The organism is Janthinobacterium sp. LM6 (assembly GCF_002002885.1).
Lineage (GTDB): Bacteria > Pseudomonadota > Gammaproteobacteria > Burkholderiales > Burkholderiaceae_D > Janthinobacterium > Janthinobacterium kumbetense.
Window position 1 is genome coordinate 2392550 of sequence record NZ_CP019510.1, and the last position, 17468, is coordinate 2410017.

A 17468-nucleotide genomic window follows, 5' to 3' on the forward strand; every position below is an offset into this window, starting at 1 on the left:
GCCGCGCACGCTAGCATTTTCCCGAGTGCAGCGGTTTTCTGCTTTGTGTATGCTTGAAAAGTACTGCCTCACCCCAATTTGGTTAACAACTAATTAACCGGGAGCGCTTTTCATGCGACAAGACAAACTCACTACCAAATTACAGGAAGCCCTGGCCGATGCGCAAAGCTTGGCCGTGGGCAACGACAATCCCTATATCGAACCAGTCCACCTGCTGACGGCCCTGTTGAACCAGGACGACGGGGGCGCACGCTCGCTGTTGCAGCGGGCCGGCGTCAACGTGGGCGGCCTGTCGAAGGCCCTGGGCGCCTCGATCGAACGCTTGCCGAAGGTGTCGGGCACGGGCGGCGATGTGCAGGTCAGCCGCGAATTCGTGGCTCTGCTGAACCTGGCCGACAAGGAATCGCAGAAGGCGGGCGACCAGTTCGTGTCCAGCGAAATGGTCTTGCTGGCCATGACGGACGACAAGTCCGACTGCGGCAAGCTGGCGCGCGAAAACGGCCTGACCCGCAAGGCCCTGGAAGCGGCCATCGAAGCTGTGCGCGGCGGCAACAAGGTCGATTCGCAAGAGGCCGAAGGCCAGCGCGAAGCTTTGAAAAAATACACCTTGGACCTGACGGAGCGGGCGCGCAAGGGCAAGCTCGACCCTGTGATCGGCCGCGACGATGAAATCCGCCGCACCATCCAGATCCTGCAGCGCCGCAGCAAGAACAATCCCGTGCTGATCGGCGAGCCGGGCGTGGGCAAGACGGCCATCGTCGAAGGCCTGGCGCAGCGCATCGTCAATGGAGAAGTGCCGGAATCGCTGAAAGGCAAGCGCGTGCTGGCGCTGGACATGGCCGCCCTGGTTGCCGGTGCCAAGTTCCGCGGCGAATTCGAGGAGCGCCTGAAATCCGTGCTGAAGGAACTGGCCATGGATGAAGGGCAAACCATCGTCTTCATCGACGAGATGCACACCATGGTGGGCGCGGGCAAGGCCGACGGCGCGATGGATGCCGGCAATATGCTGAAACCGGCGCTGGCGCGCGGCGAGCTGCATTGCGTGGGCGCGACCACGCTCGACGAGTACCGCAAGTACATCGAGAAGGATGCCGCGCTGGAACGCCGCTTCCAGAAGGTGCTCGTCGATGAGCCCACCGTGGAGGCGACGATCGCCATCCTGCGCGGCTTGCAGGATAAATATGCGCTGCACCACAAGGTGGAAATCACGGACGCGGCCATCATCGCCGCCGCCGAGCTGTCGCACCGCTACATCACGGACCGTTTCCTGCCCGACAAGGCGATCGACCTGATCGATGAAGCGGCGGCGAAGATCAAGATCGAGATCGACTCGAAGCCGGAAGTGATGGACAAGCTGGAGCGCCGTTTGATCCAGCTCAAGATCGAGCGCGAAGCCGTCAAGAAGGAAAAGGATGAAGCGTCGTTGCGCCGCCTGGGCCTGATCGAGGAAGAGATCGTCAAGCTGCAGCGCGAATACAACGACTTCGAGGAAATCCTGAAGGCGGAAAAAGCCGTGGTGCAGGGCAGCACGCACATCAAGGAAGAGATCGAGCAAGTCAAGCTGCAGATGGAGCAAGCCACGCGCGAAAGCAACTGGCAGAAAGTGTCGGAATTGCAATACGGCAAGCTGCCGCAATTGGAAGCCCAGCTCAAGCAGGCTGACAGCGGCATCCCGAAACTCGACCCTGACCAGCCGAAACTGCTGCGCACGGAAGTGGGCGCCGAGGAAATCGCCGAAGTGGTGTCGCGCGCGACGGGCATACCCGTGTCGCGCATGATGCAGGGCGAGCGCGACAAGCTGCTGCACATCGAAGAGAAGCTGCACGAGCGCGTCGTGGGCCAGGATGAAGCGATCACGGCCGTGGCTGACGCCATCCGCCGCTCGCGCGCCGGCCTCTCCGACCCGAACCGTCCATATGGTTCCTTCATGTTCCTGGGGCCGACGGGCGTCGGCAAGACCGAGCTGAGCAAGGCGCTGGCCACTTTCCTGTTCGATACGGAAGAATCGATGATCCGCATCGACATGAGCGAGTTCATGGAGAAGCATTCCGTGGCCCGCCTGATCGGCGCGCCGCCCGGCTATGTCGGCTACGACGAGGGCGGCTACCTGACGGAAGCCGTGCGCCGCAAGCCGTACAGCGTGATTCTGCTCGACGAAGTGGAAAAGGCGCATGCCGACGTCTTCAACGTGCTGCTGCAAGTGCTCGACGACGGACGCATGACGGATGGCCAGGGCCGCACGGTGGACTTCAAGAATACCGTCATCATCATGACCTCGAACCTGGGTTCGCATAAAATCCAGGCCATGGAAAGCGATGATCCCGGTGTCGTGAAGCTGGCCGTGATGGCCGAGGTACGTTCGCACTTCCGTCCCGAGTTCGTCAACCGTATCGACGAAATCGTCGTGTTCCACGGCCTCGACGAGAAGAACATCGGCGCGATCGCGAAGATCCAGCTGAAGATCCTCGAAGAACGCCTGGCGCGCATGGACATGGCGTTGAGCTTGACGGACGCGGCCTTGCAGCAGATCGCCGAAGCGGGCTACGACCCGGTGTATGGCGCCCGTCCATTGAAGCGGGCGATCCAGCAGCAGATCGAAAATCCGCTGTCGAAGCTGATTCTGGAAGGCAAGTTCGGCCCGAAAGACGAAATCCGCATCGACGCCCAGAACGGCAACCTCGTATTTACGGGAGCGCAAGTGGGGCTGGACAAGGTGTAATTTACCCCAAAGGCGAACAAAGGCCGGGGTCAGACCCGTCGGGTCTGACCCCAGTTTTACGCTGTGGGGTGTTGGCGCAAGCTAACATCGGCATAATCTAAAGCAGGGCGGTATCAGGCTAGACCTGATGCCGCCCTTCTTGCTATCATCGTCACTATTTTCTGACTAATTCCGGAGGCGGTACGATGGCAAACACATGGCAAGCAGGGCGGCGCATTGGAGTGGGACTGGCCTTGGCGGCGGCCGTATTGGCCTTGCCTGGCCAAGCTCAGGCTCAGGAAGAAAAGGTTCTGAACATCTATAACTGGTCGGACTATATCGGCGACGATACGATCAAGAATTTTGAGAAGGAAACGGGCATCAAGGTACGCTACGACGTTTTCGACAATAACGAAATCCTCAATGCGAAACTGGTGGCGGGCAAGTCAGGCTACGACATCGTCGTGCCGACGGCCCAGTGGGCGCGCCTGCAGATCGATGCGGGCCTGTTGCGCAAGCTCGACAAGAGCAAGCTGACGAATTTGGGCAACCTGGACCAGAACCTGCAGGCCAAGCTGTCGAAGATCGACCCGAACAACGATTACCTGGTCGACTGGTTGTGGGGCTACACGACGGTGGGCATCAACGTCAACAAGGTCAAGGCCGCGCTGGGCGGCATGCCCATGCCGGACAACGCCTGGGACCTGATCTTCGACCCGAAATACGCGGCGAAGCTGAAATCGTGCGGCGTGTCCTTCCTCGATTCGCCGTCGGAAGTGCTGCCGGCCGCCCTGCAATACCTGGGCAAGCCCGCTTACTCGAAAGCGGCCGCCGATTACCAGGAAGCGGGCAAGGTGCTGCAGGCGATCCGTCCCTACGTGACCCTGTTCAGTTCATCCGGCTACATCAATGACATGGCCAACGGTTCCGTCTGCGTCGCGCTGGGCTGGTCGGGCGACATCAATATCGCGCGCCAGCGCGCCATCGATGCGAAAAACGGCAATGTGATCCAGGTGCTGGTGCCGAAGACGGCCGCCCTGATGTTCGACACCATGGCCATCCCGGCCGACGCGCCGCATCCGAGCAACGCGCACCTGTTCATCAACTATATTTTGCGCCCGCAAGTGCATGCCAGCCTGAGCAATAAGGTGTTCTACGCGAATCCGAATCCGGCCAGCATCAAATATGTGCGCAAGGACATCGGTGAAAACAAGGCTATCTTCCTGTCGGACGCCGACAAGCAGCGCATGGCCGCACCGGAAGCGACCACGGCCGATATCCGCCGCTTGATGACGCGTATCTATACGAAGTTCAAGACGGGAGTGTAAAACGGGAGTGTAAAAACAAGGATGGCGCGAGGGACGGGCCTGTAGGCCGTCGCTGGCGCCATGCGATATTGCCGAGGTGAGCACTACTCGTGGTAGCGATCCATCAGCTTGTGGTGACTGCCGCGCATTTCTTCGATCAGTTCAAAGGCGACGAAGCCGATGATGGCGGCGAAGATGGCGATGAAGAGAAAAACGACGAAGGTTAACATGGTCTTTCAGCCGCCGTTGGACGGCTGTCCGCTGGGTTGCTCAATGTGCCGGAGCAGCGCTCCAACACGTAGTTGATGCAATTAAACTCTAGCAGATCGGCAGCGCTTTACAAGGCCGCCGAGTTGTAATTCCTGCTAGTATTTGTCCCAGCGCACTTTTTGCGCATTTTCTGCTTCAGCCCCCTTATTTCACCACCCTTATTTCACCACCAAATCATGCGCCATCACCGCCTTCAGATAAACACTGATGGGGTCGCCTGGTTCGCGCTGCGAGAACCACCACGCGCTGGCCTTGCGCAGTTCCCATTCCTGCTCTTCACCCGTCAATAGCAGGGCGGCGGCCTGGCCCAGGGTGGGCTGGTGGCCGACGATGAGCACGCTTTCCTTGCCGCCGGGCCAGTTGGCCGCCTTCAGGATATCCTCCGCCTCGGCGCCGGGCGCCAGTTCCGGCATCAGCTTGAACTTGCGCCCCAGCGCTTCCGCCGTTTGCAGGGTGCGCAGGGCGGGGCTGACGAGGATACGGCAATTTTCCGGTAGTTGCGAGGCCAGCCATTCGCCCATGCGGCGCGCCTGTTTCTGGCCTTTGACGGTCAGGGCGCGTTCGAGGTCGGGGACGCCCGGCTCGGCTTCTGCGTGTCGCCACAAGATGAGATCCATGCTGTGCTCCTCTGTGTAGAATTGCCTATTCGCCGACCTCCGCGCCCGGCGTGCCCAGTGTATGCATCAAATACTGCTGGGCGCTGAACGGCGTTTGCTTGCCGCGCGGCTTGCGGCGCGCGTAATGGCCCGTCGGCTCCAGTTCCCATGCATTTGTATTATCCTTCAAATACGGATTCAGGCCCTCGGCGATCACGCGCCGCTTCAGCGCCCGGTCCAGCACGGGGAAGGCCACTTCCACCCTGCGGAACAGGTTGCGGCTCATCCAGTCGGCGCTGGCCAGGTAGACATCGTGCGCCAGGTCGTTGCGGAAGTAGTAAATACGGCTATGCTCGAGGAAACGCCCGATCACGGAGCGCACCTTGATGTTTTCCGATAATCCCGGCACGCCCGGCTTCAGGGTGCAGGCGCCGCGCACGATCAGGTCGATCTTCACGCCATCGGTCGAGGCCGCATACAGGGCGCGGATCACGGATTCGTCCACCAGCGCGTTGACTTTCACGATGATGCGCCCGCGACGGCCCGAACGGGCGATTTTCGCCTCGTTGCGGATGGCCTTGATGATCTCGCTTTGCAGACCGAACGGCGCCAGCCACAAATGGTTCAGGTTGTGCGGCTTGGTCAGGCTGGTCAGGTGGATGAAGACTTCGTTCACTTCCACGGCCAGGTCCTGGTTGGCCGTCAGCAAGCCGAAGTCCGTGTACAGCTTGGTTGTCGTGGGATGGTAGTTGCCGGTACCCAAGTGGGCGTAGAAGCGCAAGGAGCCTTCTTCGCGGCGGATGACGAGCGCCACCTTGGCATGGGTTTTCAGGCCCACGACGCCGTACACGACTTGCGCGCCGGCTTGTTCGAGCTTGTCGGCCCAGTTGATATTGGCTTCTTCGTCGAAACGCGCCATCAATTCCACGATGACGGTCACTTCCTTGCCCATCTTCGCCGCCGTGATCAAGGATTCCATCAGGTCCGAGTTCATGCCCGTGCGGTAAATGGTTTGCTTGATGGCGACGACGGATGGATCGTAGGCGGCGCTGCGGATGAAGTCGATGACCGTCTGGAACGACTGGTACGGGTGGTGCAGCAGGATGTCGTGCTTGGTCAGGGCGGCAAAGATGTCGTTGCCGATGGCTTTATGCGCGAGGCCGGGGAAGAACGGGGGGAAGCGCAGCTCGGGCTGCTTGACGTGGTCGATCATTTCCGACAGGCGCACCAGATTCACGGGGCCGTTGACGCGGTACAAGCGGCTTTGATCCAGATTAAACTGGTCGAGCAGGAACTGCGACAATTCTGGCGGGCAATTGCGCGCCACTTCCAGGCGCACGGAGGTGCCGAACTGGCGCCCCACGAGTTCGCCTTTTAACGCCTGGCGCAGATTCTTGACTTCATCCTCGTCAACCCACAGGTCGCTGTCGCGCGTGACCCGGAATTGCGAATAGGCAATCACTTCGCGTCCGGCGAACAGGTCCGAGATATGCGCATGGATGACCGAGGACAATAAACAGAAGGACACGCCGTCGCCGGAAATCTCGTCCGGCAGCTTGATGACGCGTGGCAAGACGCGGGGCGCCTTGACGATGGCGATCGCCGTGCCGCGGCCGAACGCATCCTTGCCGCTCAGCGAGACGATGAAATTGAGACTCTTGTTGACGACTTGCGGGAACGGGTGGGCCGGGTCGAGGCCGATCGGCGTCAGCAGGGGACGCACTTCGCGGTCGAAGTATTGCTTGACCCAGGCGCGCTGCGCTTCGTTGCGGTCGCTGTCGCGCAGCAAATGCACGCCCGCTTCGCGCAGGGCCGGCAAGACGTCGTTATTTAATATCTCGTACTGGCGTTCCACCAGCGCATGACACTCCTTGCCGATGCGCTCCAGGTTGGCCGCCAGGGCAGGGTGGCCGGCCAGCGAACCGCCGATGCTGCCGGCCGCCAGCAGACTGGCCACGCGCACCTCGAAGAACTCATCCATATTACTGCTGACGATGCACAGGTAGCGCAGGCGCTCGAGCAGCGGAATGTTCGGGTCTTCCGCCTGGGCCATCACGCGCCGGTTGAAAGTCAGTTGCGACAGCTCGCGGTCAAGCAGGATGCCCGATTTGGTCACTTCCGTGTGCAGTTCAGGTTTCATATTCTTTTGTCTTTGCAGATAGTTAATTCTAGCCGTATTTCATCATGTATGACGCGCTGTGAGTGTAATCATGAAATATGACGTAAGCGTGACATAAGCTGTCATAAAGCGTCGCCCGCCCTGTCATTTTTCATGCTGAAAAAGGGTGTTCTCGGGGCGTAGCCAATTATTTCAGGATTTTTTACCCATGTCATAAAGCTGTCATATTCGCTTGCTAGACTGCGCAGCATTCAACCGGGACTTTGAGCCCTAACAACCCTGAGGACTTGATATGCAAATGAAGCAAATGTTCAAATTTATCGTCGTGGGTGCTTCGGCAGCGATGGCATTTTCTTCCGCTTCCGTCATGGCGGCAGATATGACAGGTGCTGGCGCAACCTTCCCGTACCCGATCTACGCCAAATGGGCTGAGACGTACAAAGCCAACACCGGCAACGGCCTGAACTACCAGTCCGTCGGTTCCGGCGCCGGCATCAAGCAAATCAAGGCCAAGACTGTTGAATTCGGCGCCTCGGACATGCCTTTGAAGGCAGAAGAGCTGGAAGAAGCGGGCCTGATGCAGTTTCCGGCCATCATGGGCGGCGTGGTCACCATCGTCAACCTGGACGGCGTAACCCCAGGCCAGCTGAAAATGACGGGTAAAGTCGTTGGCGACATCTACCTGGGCAAGATCACCAAGTGGAGCGCGCCGGAAATCGCCGCACTGAACACGGGCGTCAAGCTGCCGGACACGGAAATTACCGTGGTACACCGCGCCGACGGTTCGGGCACCTCGTTCCTGTTCACCGACTTCCTGTCGAAAACCAACCCGGAATTCAAATCGAAAATCGGTGCTGGCTCGGCTGTGAAATGGGCCGTGGGCGTGGGCGGCAAGGGTAACGAAGGCGTCGCCGCCAACGTGCAGCGTATCAAGGGTTCGATCGGCTACGTCGAGTGGGCTTACGCCAAGAAAAACAAGATGTCGCACACCCAGCTGCAAAACAAGGACGGCAACTTCCTGCAGCCTGACGACGAAAACTTCAAGGCAGCAGCCGCTTCGGCTCCTTGGACGCAAACTCCAGGCTTCGGCGTGGTTCTGACCGACCAGGCTGGCAAGAACAGCTGGCCGATCACCGGCGTGTCGTTCATCCTGATGCACAAAGTCCAGGCTGACGCAGCCAAGGCAAAAGAAGTCCTGAAATTCTTCGACTGGGCCTACAAGAACGGCGGCCCTGCTGCCGTCGAACTGGACTACGTGCCGATGCCGGCATCGGTCGTGAAACTGGTGCAGGAATCGTGGAAAGCCAACCTGAAAGATGCATCGGGCAAGTCGATCTACTAATAAACCTACTGCGCGGCGCTATTTGCGGCCTGCGATGCTCACTGAGCTAAAGCACAGCTCCGCTTCTCAGCCACAACTAGTTGCCGCTCGCTACGGTTTATTCAAGCAAGAATGTCCTTGTCCCCGCCAGCAGCACGGCGGCGGGGCAGGGAGTTAGCCAGGACCGCCCGCAAGCCCTTGCAGACGGTCCTGGCTAAGAAGCAACAATAAAACAAGAGTTAACAACAGCAGTATCTGCAAACAGTAGTACCGGCAGTACCACCCACATCTGGCACAATATGAGCGCACAATCTACCTCCTCCACGATCCCCATGCCAGGCGGCACCATGACCGATTCCATCAGTCACGCGCAAATGCTTTCCACCATGCGCAAGCAGCGCATCCAGGATTTTCTGTTCCACAAGGTGACGATGCTGTTCGCCCTGTCGGTGTTGATCGTCCTGGTCGGCATCATCATTTCGCTGATCATGGAATCGATACCGGCCTTCCAGACCTTCGGCCTGCATTTCATCGTGTCCGCGGAATGGGACCCCGTCAATGACCAGTACGGCGCCCTGATCCCCATCATCGGCACCCTGGTGACGTCCGTCATCGCCTTGCTGATCGCCTTTCCCGTCAGCTTCGGCATCGCCCTGTTCCTCACTGAAATTTGCCCGGCCTGGCTGCGCCGCCCGCTGGGCACGGCTGTCGAGCTGCTGGCCGGCGTGCCATCGATCATCTACGGCATCTGGGGCCTGTTCGTCTTCGCCCCCCTGTTTGCAGACCACGTCCAGCCCCTGCTGAAAGCCACCCTCGGCAACGTACCCGTCATCGGCCAGCTGTTCAGCGGCCCCATGATGGGCATCGGCTTGCTGACGGCCGGCCTGGTGCTGGCCATCATGATCATCCCCTTCATCGCTTCCGTGATGCGCGACGTGTTCGAAATCGTCCCTGCCGTGCTGAAGGAATCCGCATACGGCCTCGGCTGCACGCGTTGGGAAGTGGTGCGCAAGATTGTCTTGCCTTACACCAAGACCGGCGTCGTCGGCGGCGTCATGCTGGGCCTGGGCCGCGCGCTGGGCGAGACCATGGCCGTCACCTTCGTCATCGGCAACGCGAACAAGCTGTCGTGGTCGCTGTTTGCCGCTGGTAACAGCATCACCTCCTTGCTGGCGAACGAATTTGGCGAAGCGCAATCGGCGCTGCACGTGTCCTCGCTGTTCTCGCTGGCCCTGATCCTGTTTGTCATCACCTTTATCGTCTTATCCGCCGCCAAGCTGATGCTGGCTGGCATGTCCCGCAAGGAAGGCACGAAATGAGCCAAGTAAGCACTCTCGACGTTCCGGCCAAGCCGGCCATGAACCCCGTCTACCGCAAGCGCCTGCTGATGCACCGCGTCGGCATCGCCCTGTCGGTGGCCGCCATGGCCCTGGGCCTGGCCGTGCTCGTGTGGATCCTGTTCACCCTGGTGATCAAGGGTTTCGGCGCCCTGTCCGTCGACCTGTTCACGCAAACGACGCCGGCCCCCGGCAGCGAAGGCGGCGGTCTGATCAATGCCATCGTCGGCAGCGCCCTGATGGTGGGCCTGGCAACAGTCGTCAGCACCCCGATCGGCATCCTGGCCGGCATCTACCTGGCCGAATACGGCGAAGAAAACAAGCTGGCGCAAGTGACGCGCTTCGTGACCGACATCATGCTGTCGGCGCCATCGATCGTCATCGGCCTGTTCGTGTATGCGCTGTACGTGGCGCACGTGAAACACTTCTCCGGTTACGCTGGCGCCATCGCCCTGTCGCTGATCGCCGTGCCGGTGGTGGTGCGCACGACGGACAATATGCTGCGTCTGGTGCCGAACAGCCTGCTGGAAGCCGCATTTGCCCTCGGTGCGCCGCGCTGGAAGGTGGCGACACTCGTGCGCTTGCGCGCCGTCAAGGCGGGTGTCATCACCGGCGTACTGCTGGCATTGGCCCGCATCGCCGGCGAAACGGCACCGCTGCTGTTCACGGCCCTGAATAACCAGTTCCAAAGCTTTAACATGAATGCGCCGATGGCCAACTTGCCGTCCGTCATCGCATCGTTTGCGATGAGCCCGTACGACAACTGGCGCTCGCTGGCCTGGGGCGGCGCACTGCTGATCACCTTCAGCGTGCTGGCCTTGAATATCCTGTCGCGCACCGTGTTCAGCCAAAAAGTCCCTAATTAAACAGATACCGAGCGAAGCGAACCCATATGAATACGCAAATGAATCCAGCACAAGACCTGGCACCAAAGAAAAAAACCATCGAAATTTCGGGCCTGAACTTTTTTTACGGCAAAACGCAAAGCTTGCATAACGTCAACCTGGACATCCACGAAAAGAAGGTTACCGCTTTCATCGGCCCGTCCGGTTGCGGTAAATCAACCCTGCTGCGCACCCTGAACCGCATGTACGACCTGTACCCGGGCCAGCGCGCGGAAGGCTCGATCCTGTACCGCGGCCGCAACGTGCTCGACGCCGACCAGGACGTCAACATGCTGCGCGCCAAGGTCGGCATGGTGTTCCAGAAGCCGACGCCGTTCCCCATGTCCGTGTACGACAACATCGCTTTCGGCGTGCGCCTGTATGAAGACCTGTCGAAGGGCGAGATGGACGAGCGCGTCGAGTGGGCCCTGAAAAAGGCCGCGCTGTGGGGCGAAGTCAAGGATAAGCTGAGCAAGAGCGGCCTGTCGCTGTCGGGCGGCCAGCAGCAGCGTTTGTGCATCGCGCGCGGCGTGGCCGTCAAGCCGGACGTCTTGCTGCTCGATGAACCGACCTCGGCGCTGGATCCGATTTCCACCTCGAAGGTGGAAGAGCTGATCAGCGAACTGAAACAGGATTACACGATCGCCATCGTGACGCACAATATGCAGCAGGCGGCGCGCTGCTCCGACTACACGGCCTATATGTACCTGGGCGAGCTGGTGGAATTCGGCGAAACGGACCAGATCTTCATGAATCCGGCCCGCAAGGAAACGCAGGATTACATCACGGGCCGCTTCGGCTGATCCGCCCCGCGCATACACAACAACTGAATACGGAGAGACAGCATGATAGGCGAACATTCATCCAAGCAATACGACAACGAACTCGAAGCGATCCGCTCGAAAGTGCTCCTGATGGGCGGCATCGTTGAAACCCAGTTCCTCGACGCGATGACGTGCTTTCGCATCGGCAACCCGGAACGCGCCGACCGCGTGATGCGCGAAGACGACGTCGTCAACCAGCTGGAAGTGTCGCTGGACGACGCCTGCAGCCATCTGATCGTGCGCCGCCAGCCGGCCGCCAACGATTTGCGCACCATCATGGCCACCATCAAGGTGATTACCGACCTCGAGCGCGTAGGCGACGAGGCGACGAAAATCGCCCGCGTGGCGAAGAATCTGCACAAGCGCGGCAACGGCGTCGTCAACCACTACGAGATGGTGCGCGGCATTGCCAATACGGCCACCGACATGCTGCACGATGCGCTTGACGCATTCGCGCGCAACGATGGCAAGCAGGCCTTACAATTAATTGCACAAGATGCCATCATCGACCACGAGTTTCGGTCTATCATGCGCAACTTGATTACCTTTATGATGGAAGACCCGCGCACGATTTCGGCGGCGCTCGATACCCTGTGGGTGGCCAAGGCCATCGAACGGATCGGCGACCATGCGAAAAACATCGCCGAATACGTGATTTACGTGGTTGAAGGCAAGGACATCCGCCACACCAAGGTGGCTGCTCCCGCCATTTCCGAGGAGCTCCCTGAGTAAGCTTTATGGCATCTGATAAAACCACGGTATTGATTGTTGAAGATGAGCCGGCCATCGTTGAACTGGTGACCTATTCGCTGCGCGAATCCGGCTGGAATTGCTGTTCCGTACAAAACGTCGCCGATGCCTGGGAATTCATCCAGCACCGCACGCCGCACCTGATCCTGCTGGACTGGATGCTGCCGGACCAGACGGGCTTGCGCCTGCTGTCGCGCATCCGCGCCGACCGCAATTTCGCCGCCATCCCCGTCATCATGCTCACCGCCAAGAGCATGGAAGAAGACAAGCTGGCCGGCCTGAACAGCGGGGCCGACGATTACGTCACCAAGCCGTTCTCGCCGCGCGAGCTGCTGGCCCGCGCCAAGGCCTTGCTGCGACGCAAGAGTCCGGAACACGCGCAGGCGCCCATGCGCGCCGGCAACGTGGCCCTGGACCCCGTCAGCTGCACGGTGATGATGGATGAACAGAAGATCGATATCGGCCATGCCGAATACAAGCTGTTGAAATTCCTGCTGGCCCATCCGGAACGCGTGTTTTCGCGCAGCCAGCTGCTCGACAAGGTGTGGGGCGACCATGTGGTGATCGAGGAACGCACGGTCGATGTCCACGTATTGCGCTTGCGCAAAGCCTTGAAAGAGGCGGAAAGCCTGATCAAGACGGTGCGCAGCGTCGGCTACATGTTGTCTGAAAAGTAAAGTTTGACTCTATGAATCCGAAATTGCTGTTCTGGGTACCGGCCGCCCTGCGCATGGTGCTGGCGCTGCTGGGCGTGGCCGTCGTCTGGTATCTGTTTGGCGCCACGTATGCGCTGGGCATCGCCTTCGTGCTGATGGCCATGATGGTGTTCGTGCAGCTGTCGTATCTGTTCCAGCTGAGTAACTGGCTGGACAATCCGCAAAGCGCCAAGCTGCCCGACGGCTGGGGCGCCTGGACCAGCATTTTCGCGCGCCTGTACCGCATGCGCCGCGACGACGAGAAAAACCAGGCCGAGCTGACGGAATGGCTGGCGCGTTTCCGCCAGGCCATGCACCTGCTGCCCGACGGCGTCGTCATCATGGACGACGTGCTGTTCCTCGAATGGTGTAATCCTGCCGCCGAGAAACACCTGGGCCTCACGCACGAGCGCGACAAGGGCATGCGCGTGACCAACCTGATCCGCAGCCCCGAGTTCATGGATTACATCATCCTGGGCCGCTACGACCAGCCGCTGACGATCACCTTCCGCAACCGCAAGCTGATCGTGCAGATCATCCCGTTTGAAAACCGCCGCCAGATTCTCGTCACGCACGATGTGACGGAGACGGAACGCATCGAAATGATGCGCCGCGACTTCATCGCCAATGCCTCGCACGAACTGCGCACGCCGCTGACGGTCATCGTGGGCTTCCTGGAAATCGCTTCCGCCGAGCTGGACCTGGACGCCGCCACGCGCGCCGCCCACCTCAAGCTGATGACGGAGCAGGGCCACCGCATGCAGCACCTGATCGAGGACATGCTGACCCTGTCGCGCCTGGAATCGGTCGACTATCCGCTGCGTCCCGAACCGGTGGATATCAAGAAACTCATGCAGCAAGTCTTGCGCGACGCCAAGGGTTTGTCTGCCGGCAAGCATGAAGTGACCATGGAATGCAACGGTCCCGACGTGCTGGGCAGCTACGACGAGCTGTATAGCGCGTTTGGCAACCTGGCTTCGAATGCCGTGCGCTACACGCCGGCCGGCGGCACCATCACCCTGCGCTGGCAGGATGGCCCGGCCGGTCCGCAATTCATCGCGCAAGATACGGGCATCGGCATCAGCCAGGAACATATTTCGCGCCTGACGGAACGTTTTTACCGCGTCGACAAGAGCCGTTCGCGCGAAACCCAGGGCACGGGCCTGGGCCTGGCCATCGTCAAGCACGTGCTGCTGCGCCACGGCGGAACCTTGGCCATCCAGTCCGTGGCCGACAAGGGCAGCAGTTTTATTGTCAGCATGCCAAAATCGGTCGTCACGCCGCTGCAGGGCGAGTTGCTGGTCAAGTAGGCCGGGGGGGGCATGGCGCCCCATGTTTCCTGCGCGACTAGTGCAAGGTTGGCATAAGTCGTTACAATCAGGCCATGACTTTAATCAACGCCTCTTTTCGCCACGCCGGCGCGCAGCAACTGGCCCAGTCGCTGCAGGCCGCGCGCCAGGATACGCTTTCCCTGTTCGACTGTTATGTTACTGCCGGCCTGGACGTGGTGGCCGGCATGCCGCGCCATTCGCGGCTCACGCCGCCCTTGTGGCAACTTGCGCATATCGCCTGGTTTGCCGAGTGGTTCATCCTGCGCGAAGCCGCTACCAGCCACCCGGCCGACGCCATTTATAACTCCCTGCTGACGCGCGGCGACGATTTGTTCGACGCCAACATGGTGGAGCACCGCGCGCGCTGGAGGCTGGAACTGCCCAGTCCCGGCGCCGTGAAGACGTATTGCCGCGAAGTACTCGACCGCGTGCTCGATAAGCTGTCGCGCGAAGCCAATGTCGACGGCGCCCTGGCGCCGTACCGGCTGGCCCTGGCGCATGAAGACCTGTGTGGCGAGGAAATGCTGGCCGGTTTGCAATGGCTGGGCCTGGAAGCACCGGAATCGCTCGCTGCCAGCCCGGCCTTGCCGCCCGGGGCGGGGCAGATCGCTTTTCCTGGCGGCACCGTCACACTGGGCTCGCCGCGCGGTGCCGGTTTCGCCTTCGACAATGAATCGCCGCCCCATAGCTGCTACGTGGCGCCGTTTTCCATCGATGCTTGCGCCGTATCAAACGCCCAGTTTGCCGACTTCGTCGCCGATGGCGGCTACCAGAACCGCCAGTTCTGGAGCGCTGCCGGCAGCGCCTGGCTGATGCGGCAGGAGCGCTCGTCGCCTTTATATTGGCTGCGCGAAGCGACGCAGTGGCGCACCATGCGTTTCGGCCGGCGCACGACCTTGCCGCCGAACGAAGCCGTGCGCCACATCAACCTGTTTGAAGCGCAGGCGTACTGTGCCTGGGCGGGGCGCCGCCTGGCGACCGAGGCGGAATGGGAGTATGCTGCGCTGTCCGGCCATCCGCGCTTTCACTGGGGCCAGGTGTGGGAGTGGACGGCGACGCCGTTCGAGCCGTATCCGGGCTTTGCGGTGGATGCCTGGCGCGAATATTCGGCGCCGTATTTCATGCAGCACCAGGTGCTGCGCGGCGCCGCCTTCGCCACGCCGCCGCGCCTGCATTCGGCCCGCATGCGCGCCTTCCACGCGCCCGAGCGGGGCGACATCTTTGCCGGCCTGCGCACCTGCGCCTGGTAGCGCGCCGAAAACAGACATCATTTCAGGATACCCTTGAGTACAGATAACGCCCCGCAGTTCATTCCCAAACGCATCACGCCCACGCCGGAACAGGTCGCCATCCAGACGGCGCAAAAGAAAGTGGTCTTGATCGACGCCAATGCCGGCGCGGCCAAGACGACGACCCTGGCCCTGCGCCTTGCCGAGGCGCTGCACCGGGGCCGCGCGCCCGAGCGCATGCTGGCCCTCGTGTTCACCGAGGCGGCGCGCGTGGCCCTGCGCCAGCGCCTGCTGGAAGTTGGCGTGCCGCTGGGTGTCGTCAAGCGCCTGACCATCGACACCTTCGACGCCTTTGCCGCCAAGGTGCTGTTGCAGCTGGAAAACATGCAGGTGGCAGCCATGCGCAGCGATGAAGAGCTGCGCCCGGTGGCCTGGGAAGCACTGGAAGTCGTGTCGGAAAAGTACGCTCATCGTTACCCGCTGGAAATCAATACGACCAACGGGGCGATTGCCGAGTTTTTGAAACTGCAATTGCGCACCAAGGCGCGCCTGGATTTCCAAAATCCCGACTTCGAGAGCAATTCCCTCGACGACAACCTGGAGCTGCTGGGCATGTCGCGCACGCACTATCTGTGGCTGCGCGAATACGAAGGCTTGCGCGGCGCCGACACGGGCGACATCCAGTTCCGCGCCCCGTTCGACGCCACTTACGACCTCGTGCGCATGCTCGATGGCGACGAGCCGCTGCGCCAGCAGTTGCCCGCCTTCCAGATCATCGTCGCCGATGAATTGCACGACTTGAACGAAGCGTCGTTCCGCCTGCTGACCATGCTGATACGCCGTGGCAACGCATTTTTCTGCGGCGCCGGCGACAAGGATCAAGTCATCTACACGTGGTCGGGCGCCGACCACCGCTTCCTGCGCCAGCGCTTCGAACAGGAATTCCCGGCCTTGCAGCGCCTGCCGCTGACGGCCTCCTACCGCTACGGCCCGCAGCTGGCGCACGCCGTGGGCGTGCTGAAAAACAAGGCCAGCGTGTCGGCCCTGTCGCGCGCCACCCACATCGAGCTGCTCGAGTACGACCATGCGCAGCCGCAAGCGTGCAGCGCCCAGCTGATCGCCGCGCTGGAACACGCGCATGCGGGCACGACGGCCATCTTGCTGCGCGACCGCGACCAGGCGATCCGCGTGGAAACGGCGCTGTTCCAGAACGGCATCGCGTATGGCCTGGTGGATATGAACAGCTATTTGCTGAGCCTGGAAGTGCTGATGCTGCGCGGCATGGTCGCCATCGCCCGCAAGGATTTGCATGCGATCAAGAGCGGCCCGCGCCGCGGCGAGATCCTCGAAGCCCTCGTGGCCTTCGCGGAAATCCCGTTTACGCGCACGGAATTGCAGCAAGCCAAGGCCGACGTGGCCAACTACCCGGACTTGCTGGAAGGCTTCTTGACGAACCAGCTAGCCAAGTCGCAGAACCAGGACAAGGCGGCCCTGACCCTGGCCGCCGTCGATTACCTGCGCGCGCTGCCTCCCGACGCCCTGGCGGGCGATGCCCTGCAGCATGTCTTTGACTTGATGCAGCTGGAACAGACGGCGCGCCGCATCTATGTCGACCCGGCGCAGGCGCGGGTGGTCGCCCGTTCCCTGCACGGCTTCATTGCCGTGTGCCGCGAAGCGGGCGTGGCGCTGGGCGGTTTTGCCGGCTGGCTGGGCGAGATGGAAGACGCCGTGACGGTCTCGACCGGCAAGGCCAGACTCGTCATCGCCTGCATCGACCAGATCAAGGGCCTCGAATACAACCACGTGATTCTGCCCTACCTGGCCGTCGACGAATTCCCGCGCAGCAAGACCGATCCGCTGGAAGAGGAAAACCGTTTCTATGTGGCCGCCACCCGCGCGCGCGACAGGCTCACCTTGCTGGCGCCGCAAGACCCCGCCTGGCGGAGCCGCTACATCGCCGCCCTGCAGCTCAAGATTGTTGCGCCCAAGTCATAGATCTTTTGCTGCGCGGCCGCTTTTTGCGAAAGATGAAAGCGGGCATACTTTGTTCATGTGATCGCTTTTGATCTGAATTAACAAAGCTAACCAAGGAGGAACGACGCCTAAC

14 protein-coding genes are annotated in these 17468 nt (G+C 61.0%); 11 read left to right on the forward strand and 3 right to left on the reverse strand.

The features are described from left to right. Nucleotides 1-112 precede the first annotated feature (112 nt). Both clpB and BZG29_RS10695 read left to right on the forward strand, forming a co-directional pair. Nucleotides 113-2719, forward strand: a complete 2607-nt coding sequence (gene clpB / locus BZG29_RS10690; RefSeq protein ID WP_077402133.1) for an ATP-dependent chaperone ClpB — start codon at nucleotides 113-115, stop codon at nucleotides 2717-2719. A gap of 185 nt (nucleotides 2720-2904) precedes the next feature. Beyond that, the gene (locus BZG29_RS10695) at nucleotides 2905-4026 is read left to right on the forward strand and encodes a polyamine ABC transporter substrate-binding protein (RefSeq protein ID WP_077402136.1); all 1122 of its coding nucleotides are present in this window, start codon (nucleotides 2905-2907) and stop codon (nucleotides 4024-4026) included. An 83-nt stretch (nucleotides 4027-4109) separates the two neighbouring features. On the opposite strand, the gene BZG29_RS28645 is transcribed toward BZG29_RS10695, so the two are convergent. The 3 genes from BZG29_RS28645 to ppk1 form a co-directional block, all read right to left on the reverse strand. Then, nucleotides 4110-4235 carry a hypothetical protein gene (locus tag BZG29_RS28645; RefSeq protein WP_257218666.1) on the reverse strand — a complete coding sequence of 42 codons (126 nt, stop codon included), beginning with the start codon at nucleotides 4233-4235 and terminating at the stop codon, nucleotides 4110-4112. 198 nt (nucleotides 4236-4433) lie between these two features. Continuing rightward, the gene (sixA, locus tag BZG29_RS10700) at nucleotides 4434-4892 is read right to left on the reverse strand and encodes a phosphohistidine phosphatase SixA (RefSeq protein WP_077402139.1); all 459 of its coding nucleotides are present in this window, start codon (nucleotides 4890-4892) and stop codon (nucleotides 4434-4436) included. A gap of 25 nt (nucleotides 4893-4917) precedes the next feature. Beyond that, complete coding sequence (ppk1, locus tag BZG29_RS10705; RefSeq protein WP_077402142.1) at nucleotides 4918-7011, reverse strand: polyphosphate kinase 1; 2094 nt, start codon at nucleotides 7009-7011, stop codon at nucleotides 4918-4920. A 271-nt stretch (nucleotides 7012-7282) separates the two neighbouring features. On the opposite strand from ppk1, the gene pstS reads away from it, so the two are divergent. The 9 genes from pstS (at nucleotide 7283) to BZG29_RS10750 (ending at nucleotide 17356) form a co-directional block, all read left to right on the forward strand. Next, entirely contained in the window at nucleotides 7283-8332 is a 1050-nt protein-coding gene (pstS, locus tag BZG29_RS10710) for a phosphate ABC transporter substrate-binding protein PstS (protein ID WP_077402145.1), read from the forward strand. A gap of 326 nt (nucleotides 8333-8658) precedes the next feature. Continuing rightward, nucleotides 8659-9630 carry a phosphate ABC transporter permease subunit PstC gene (gene pstC, locus BZG29_RS10715; protein ID WP_099664709.1) on the forward strand — a complete coding sequence of 324 codons (972 nt, stop codon included), beginning with the start codon at nucleotides 8659-8661 and terminating at the stop codon, nucleotides 9628-9630. Further along, the gene (pstA, locus tag BZG29_RS10720) at nucleotides 9627-10514 is read left to right on the forward strand and encodes a phosphate ABC transporter permease PstA (RefSeq protein WP_077402151.1); all 888 of its coding nucleotides are present in this window, start codon (nucleotides 9627-9629) and stop codon (nucleotides 10512-10514) included. Before pstC ends, pstA begins: the two co-directional genes overlap by 4 nt. A gap of 26 nt (nucleotides 10515-10540) precedes the next feature. Then, on the forward strand, nucleotides 10541-11335 hold the full coding sequence (gene pstB, locus BZG29_RS10725) for a phosphate ABC transporter ATP-binding protein PstB (RefSeq protein ID WP_029496304.1): 795 nt from the start codon (nucleotides 10541-10543) through the stop codon (nucleotides 11333-11335). Nucleotides 11336-11377: 42 nt separating this feature from the next. Further along, nucleotides 11378-12088 (forward strand): phosphate signaling complex protein PhoU, encoded by a 711-nt coding sequence (gene phoU / locus BZG29_RS10730; protein WP_034778131.1) that lies wholly within the window; start codon nucleotides 11378-11380, stop codon nucleotides 12086-12088. A 5-nt stretch (nucleotides 12089-12093) separates the two neighbouring features. Then, a complete protein-coding gene (locus BZG29_RS10735) occupies nucleotides 12094-12783 on the forward strand; it encodes a response regulator (protein ID WP_034755074.1) in 690 nt (229 codons plus the stop codon). Between the two features lie 11 nt (nucleotides 12784-12794). Then, nucleotides 12795-14111, forward strand: a complete 1317-nt coding sequence (gene phoR, locus BZG29_RS10740) for a phosphate regulon sensor histidine kinase PhoR (protein ID WP_034778134.1) — start codon at nucleotides 12795-12797, stop codon at nucleotides 14109-14111. A gap of 74 nt (nucleotides 14112-14185) precedes the next feature. Next, a complete protein-coding gene (gene senA / locus BZG29_RS10745) occupies nucleotides 14186-15382 on the forward strand; it encodes a selenoneine synthase SenA (RefSeq protein ID WP_253192851.1) in 1197 nt (398 codons plus the stop codon). A gap of 33 nt (nucleotides 15383-15415) precedes the next feature. Then, nucleotides 15416-17356, forward strand: coding sequence for an ATP-dependent helicase (locus BZG29_RS10750; protein ID WP_077402154.1), 1941 nt, complete (start codon nucleotides 15416-15418; stop codon nucleotides 17354-17356). The last annotated feature ends 112 nt before the right edge of the window (nucleotides 17357-17468 follow it).

Coding starts and splice junctions, on each gene's coding strand:
- clpB (WP_077402133.1), top strand. CDS start 113: ATGCGACAAGACAAACTCACTACCAAATTACAGGAAGCCCTGGCCGAT.
- BZG29_RS10695 (WP_077402136.1), top strand. CDS start 2,905: ATGGCAAACACATGGCAAGCAGGGCGGCGCATTGGAGTGGGACTGGCC.
- BZG29_RS28645 (WP_257218666.1), bottom strand. CDS start 4,235: ATGTTAACCTTCGTCGTTTTTCTCTTCATCGCCATCTTCGCCGCCATC.
- sixA (WP_077402139.1), bottom strand. CDS start 4,892: ATGGATCTCATCTTGTGGCGACACGCAGAAGCCGAGCCGGGCGTCCCC.
- ppk1 (WP_077402142.1), bottom strand. CDS start 7,011: ATGAAACCTGAACTGCACACGGAAGTGACCAAATCGGGCATCCTGCTT.
- pstS (WP_077402145.1), top strand. CDS start 7,283: ATGCAAATGAAGCAAATGTTCAAATTTATCGTCGTGGGTGCTTCGGCA.
- pstC (WP_099664709.1), top strand. CDS start 8,659: ATGACCGATTCCATCAGTCACGCGCAAATGCTTTCCACCATGCGCAAG.
- pstA (WP_077402151.1), top strand. CDS start 9,627: ATGAGCCAAGTAAGCACTCTCGACGTTCCGGCCAAGCCGGCCATGAAC.
- pstB (WP_029496304.1), top strand. CDS start 10,541: ATGAATACGCAAATGAATCCAGCACAAGACCTGGCACCAAAGAAAAAA.
- phoU (WP_034778131.1), top strand. CDS start 11,378: ATGATAGGCGAACATTCATCCAAGCAATACGACAACGAACTCGAAGCG.
- BZG29_RS10735 (WP_034755074.1), top strand. CDS start 12,094: ATGGCATCTGATAAAACCACGGTATTGATTGTTGAAGATGAGCCGGCC.
- phoR (WP_034778134.1), top strand. CDS start 12,795: ATGAATCCGAAATTGCTGTTCTGGGTACCGGCCGCCCTGCGCATGGTG.
- senA (WP_253192851.1), top strand. CDS start 14,186: ATGACTTTAATCAACGCCTCTTTTCGCCACGCCGGCGCGCAGCAACTG.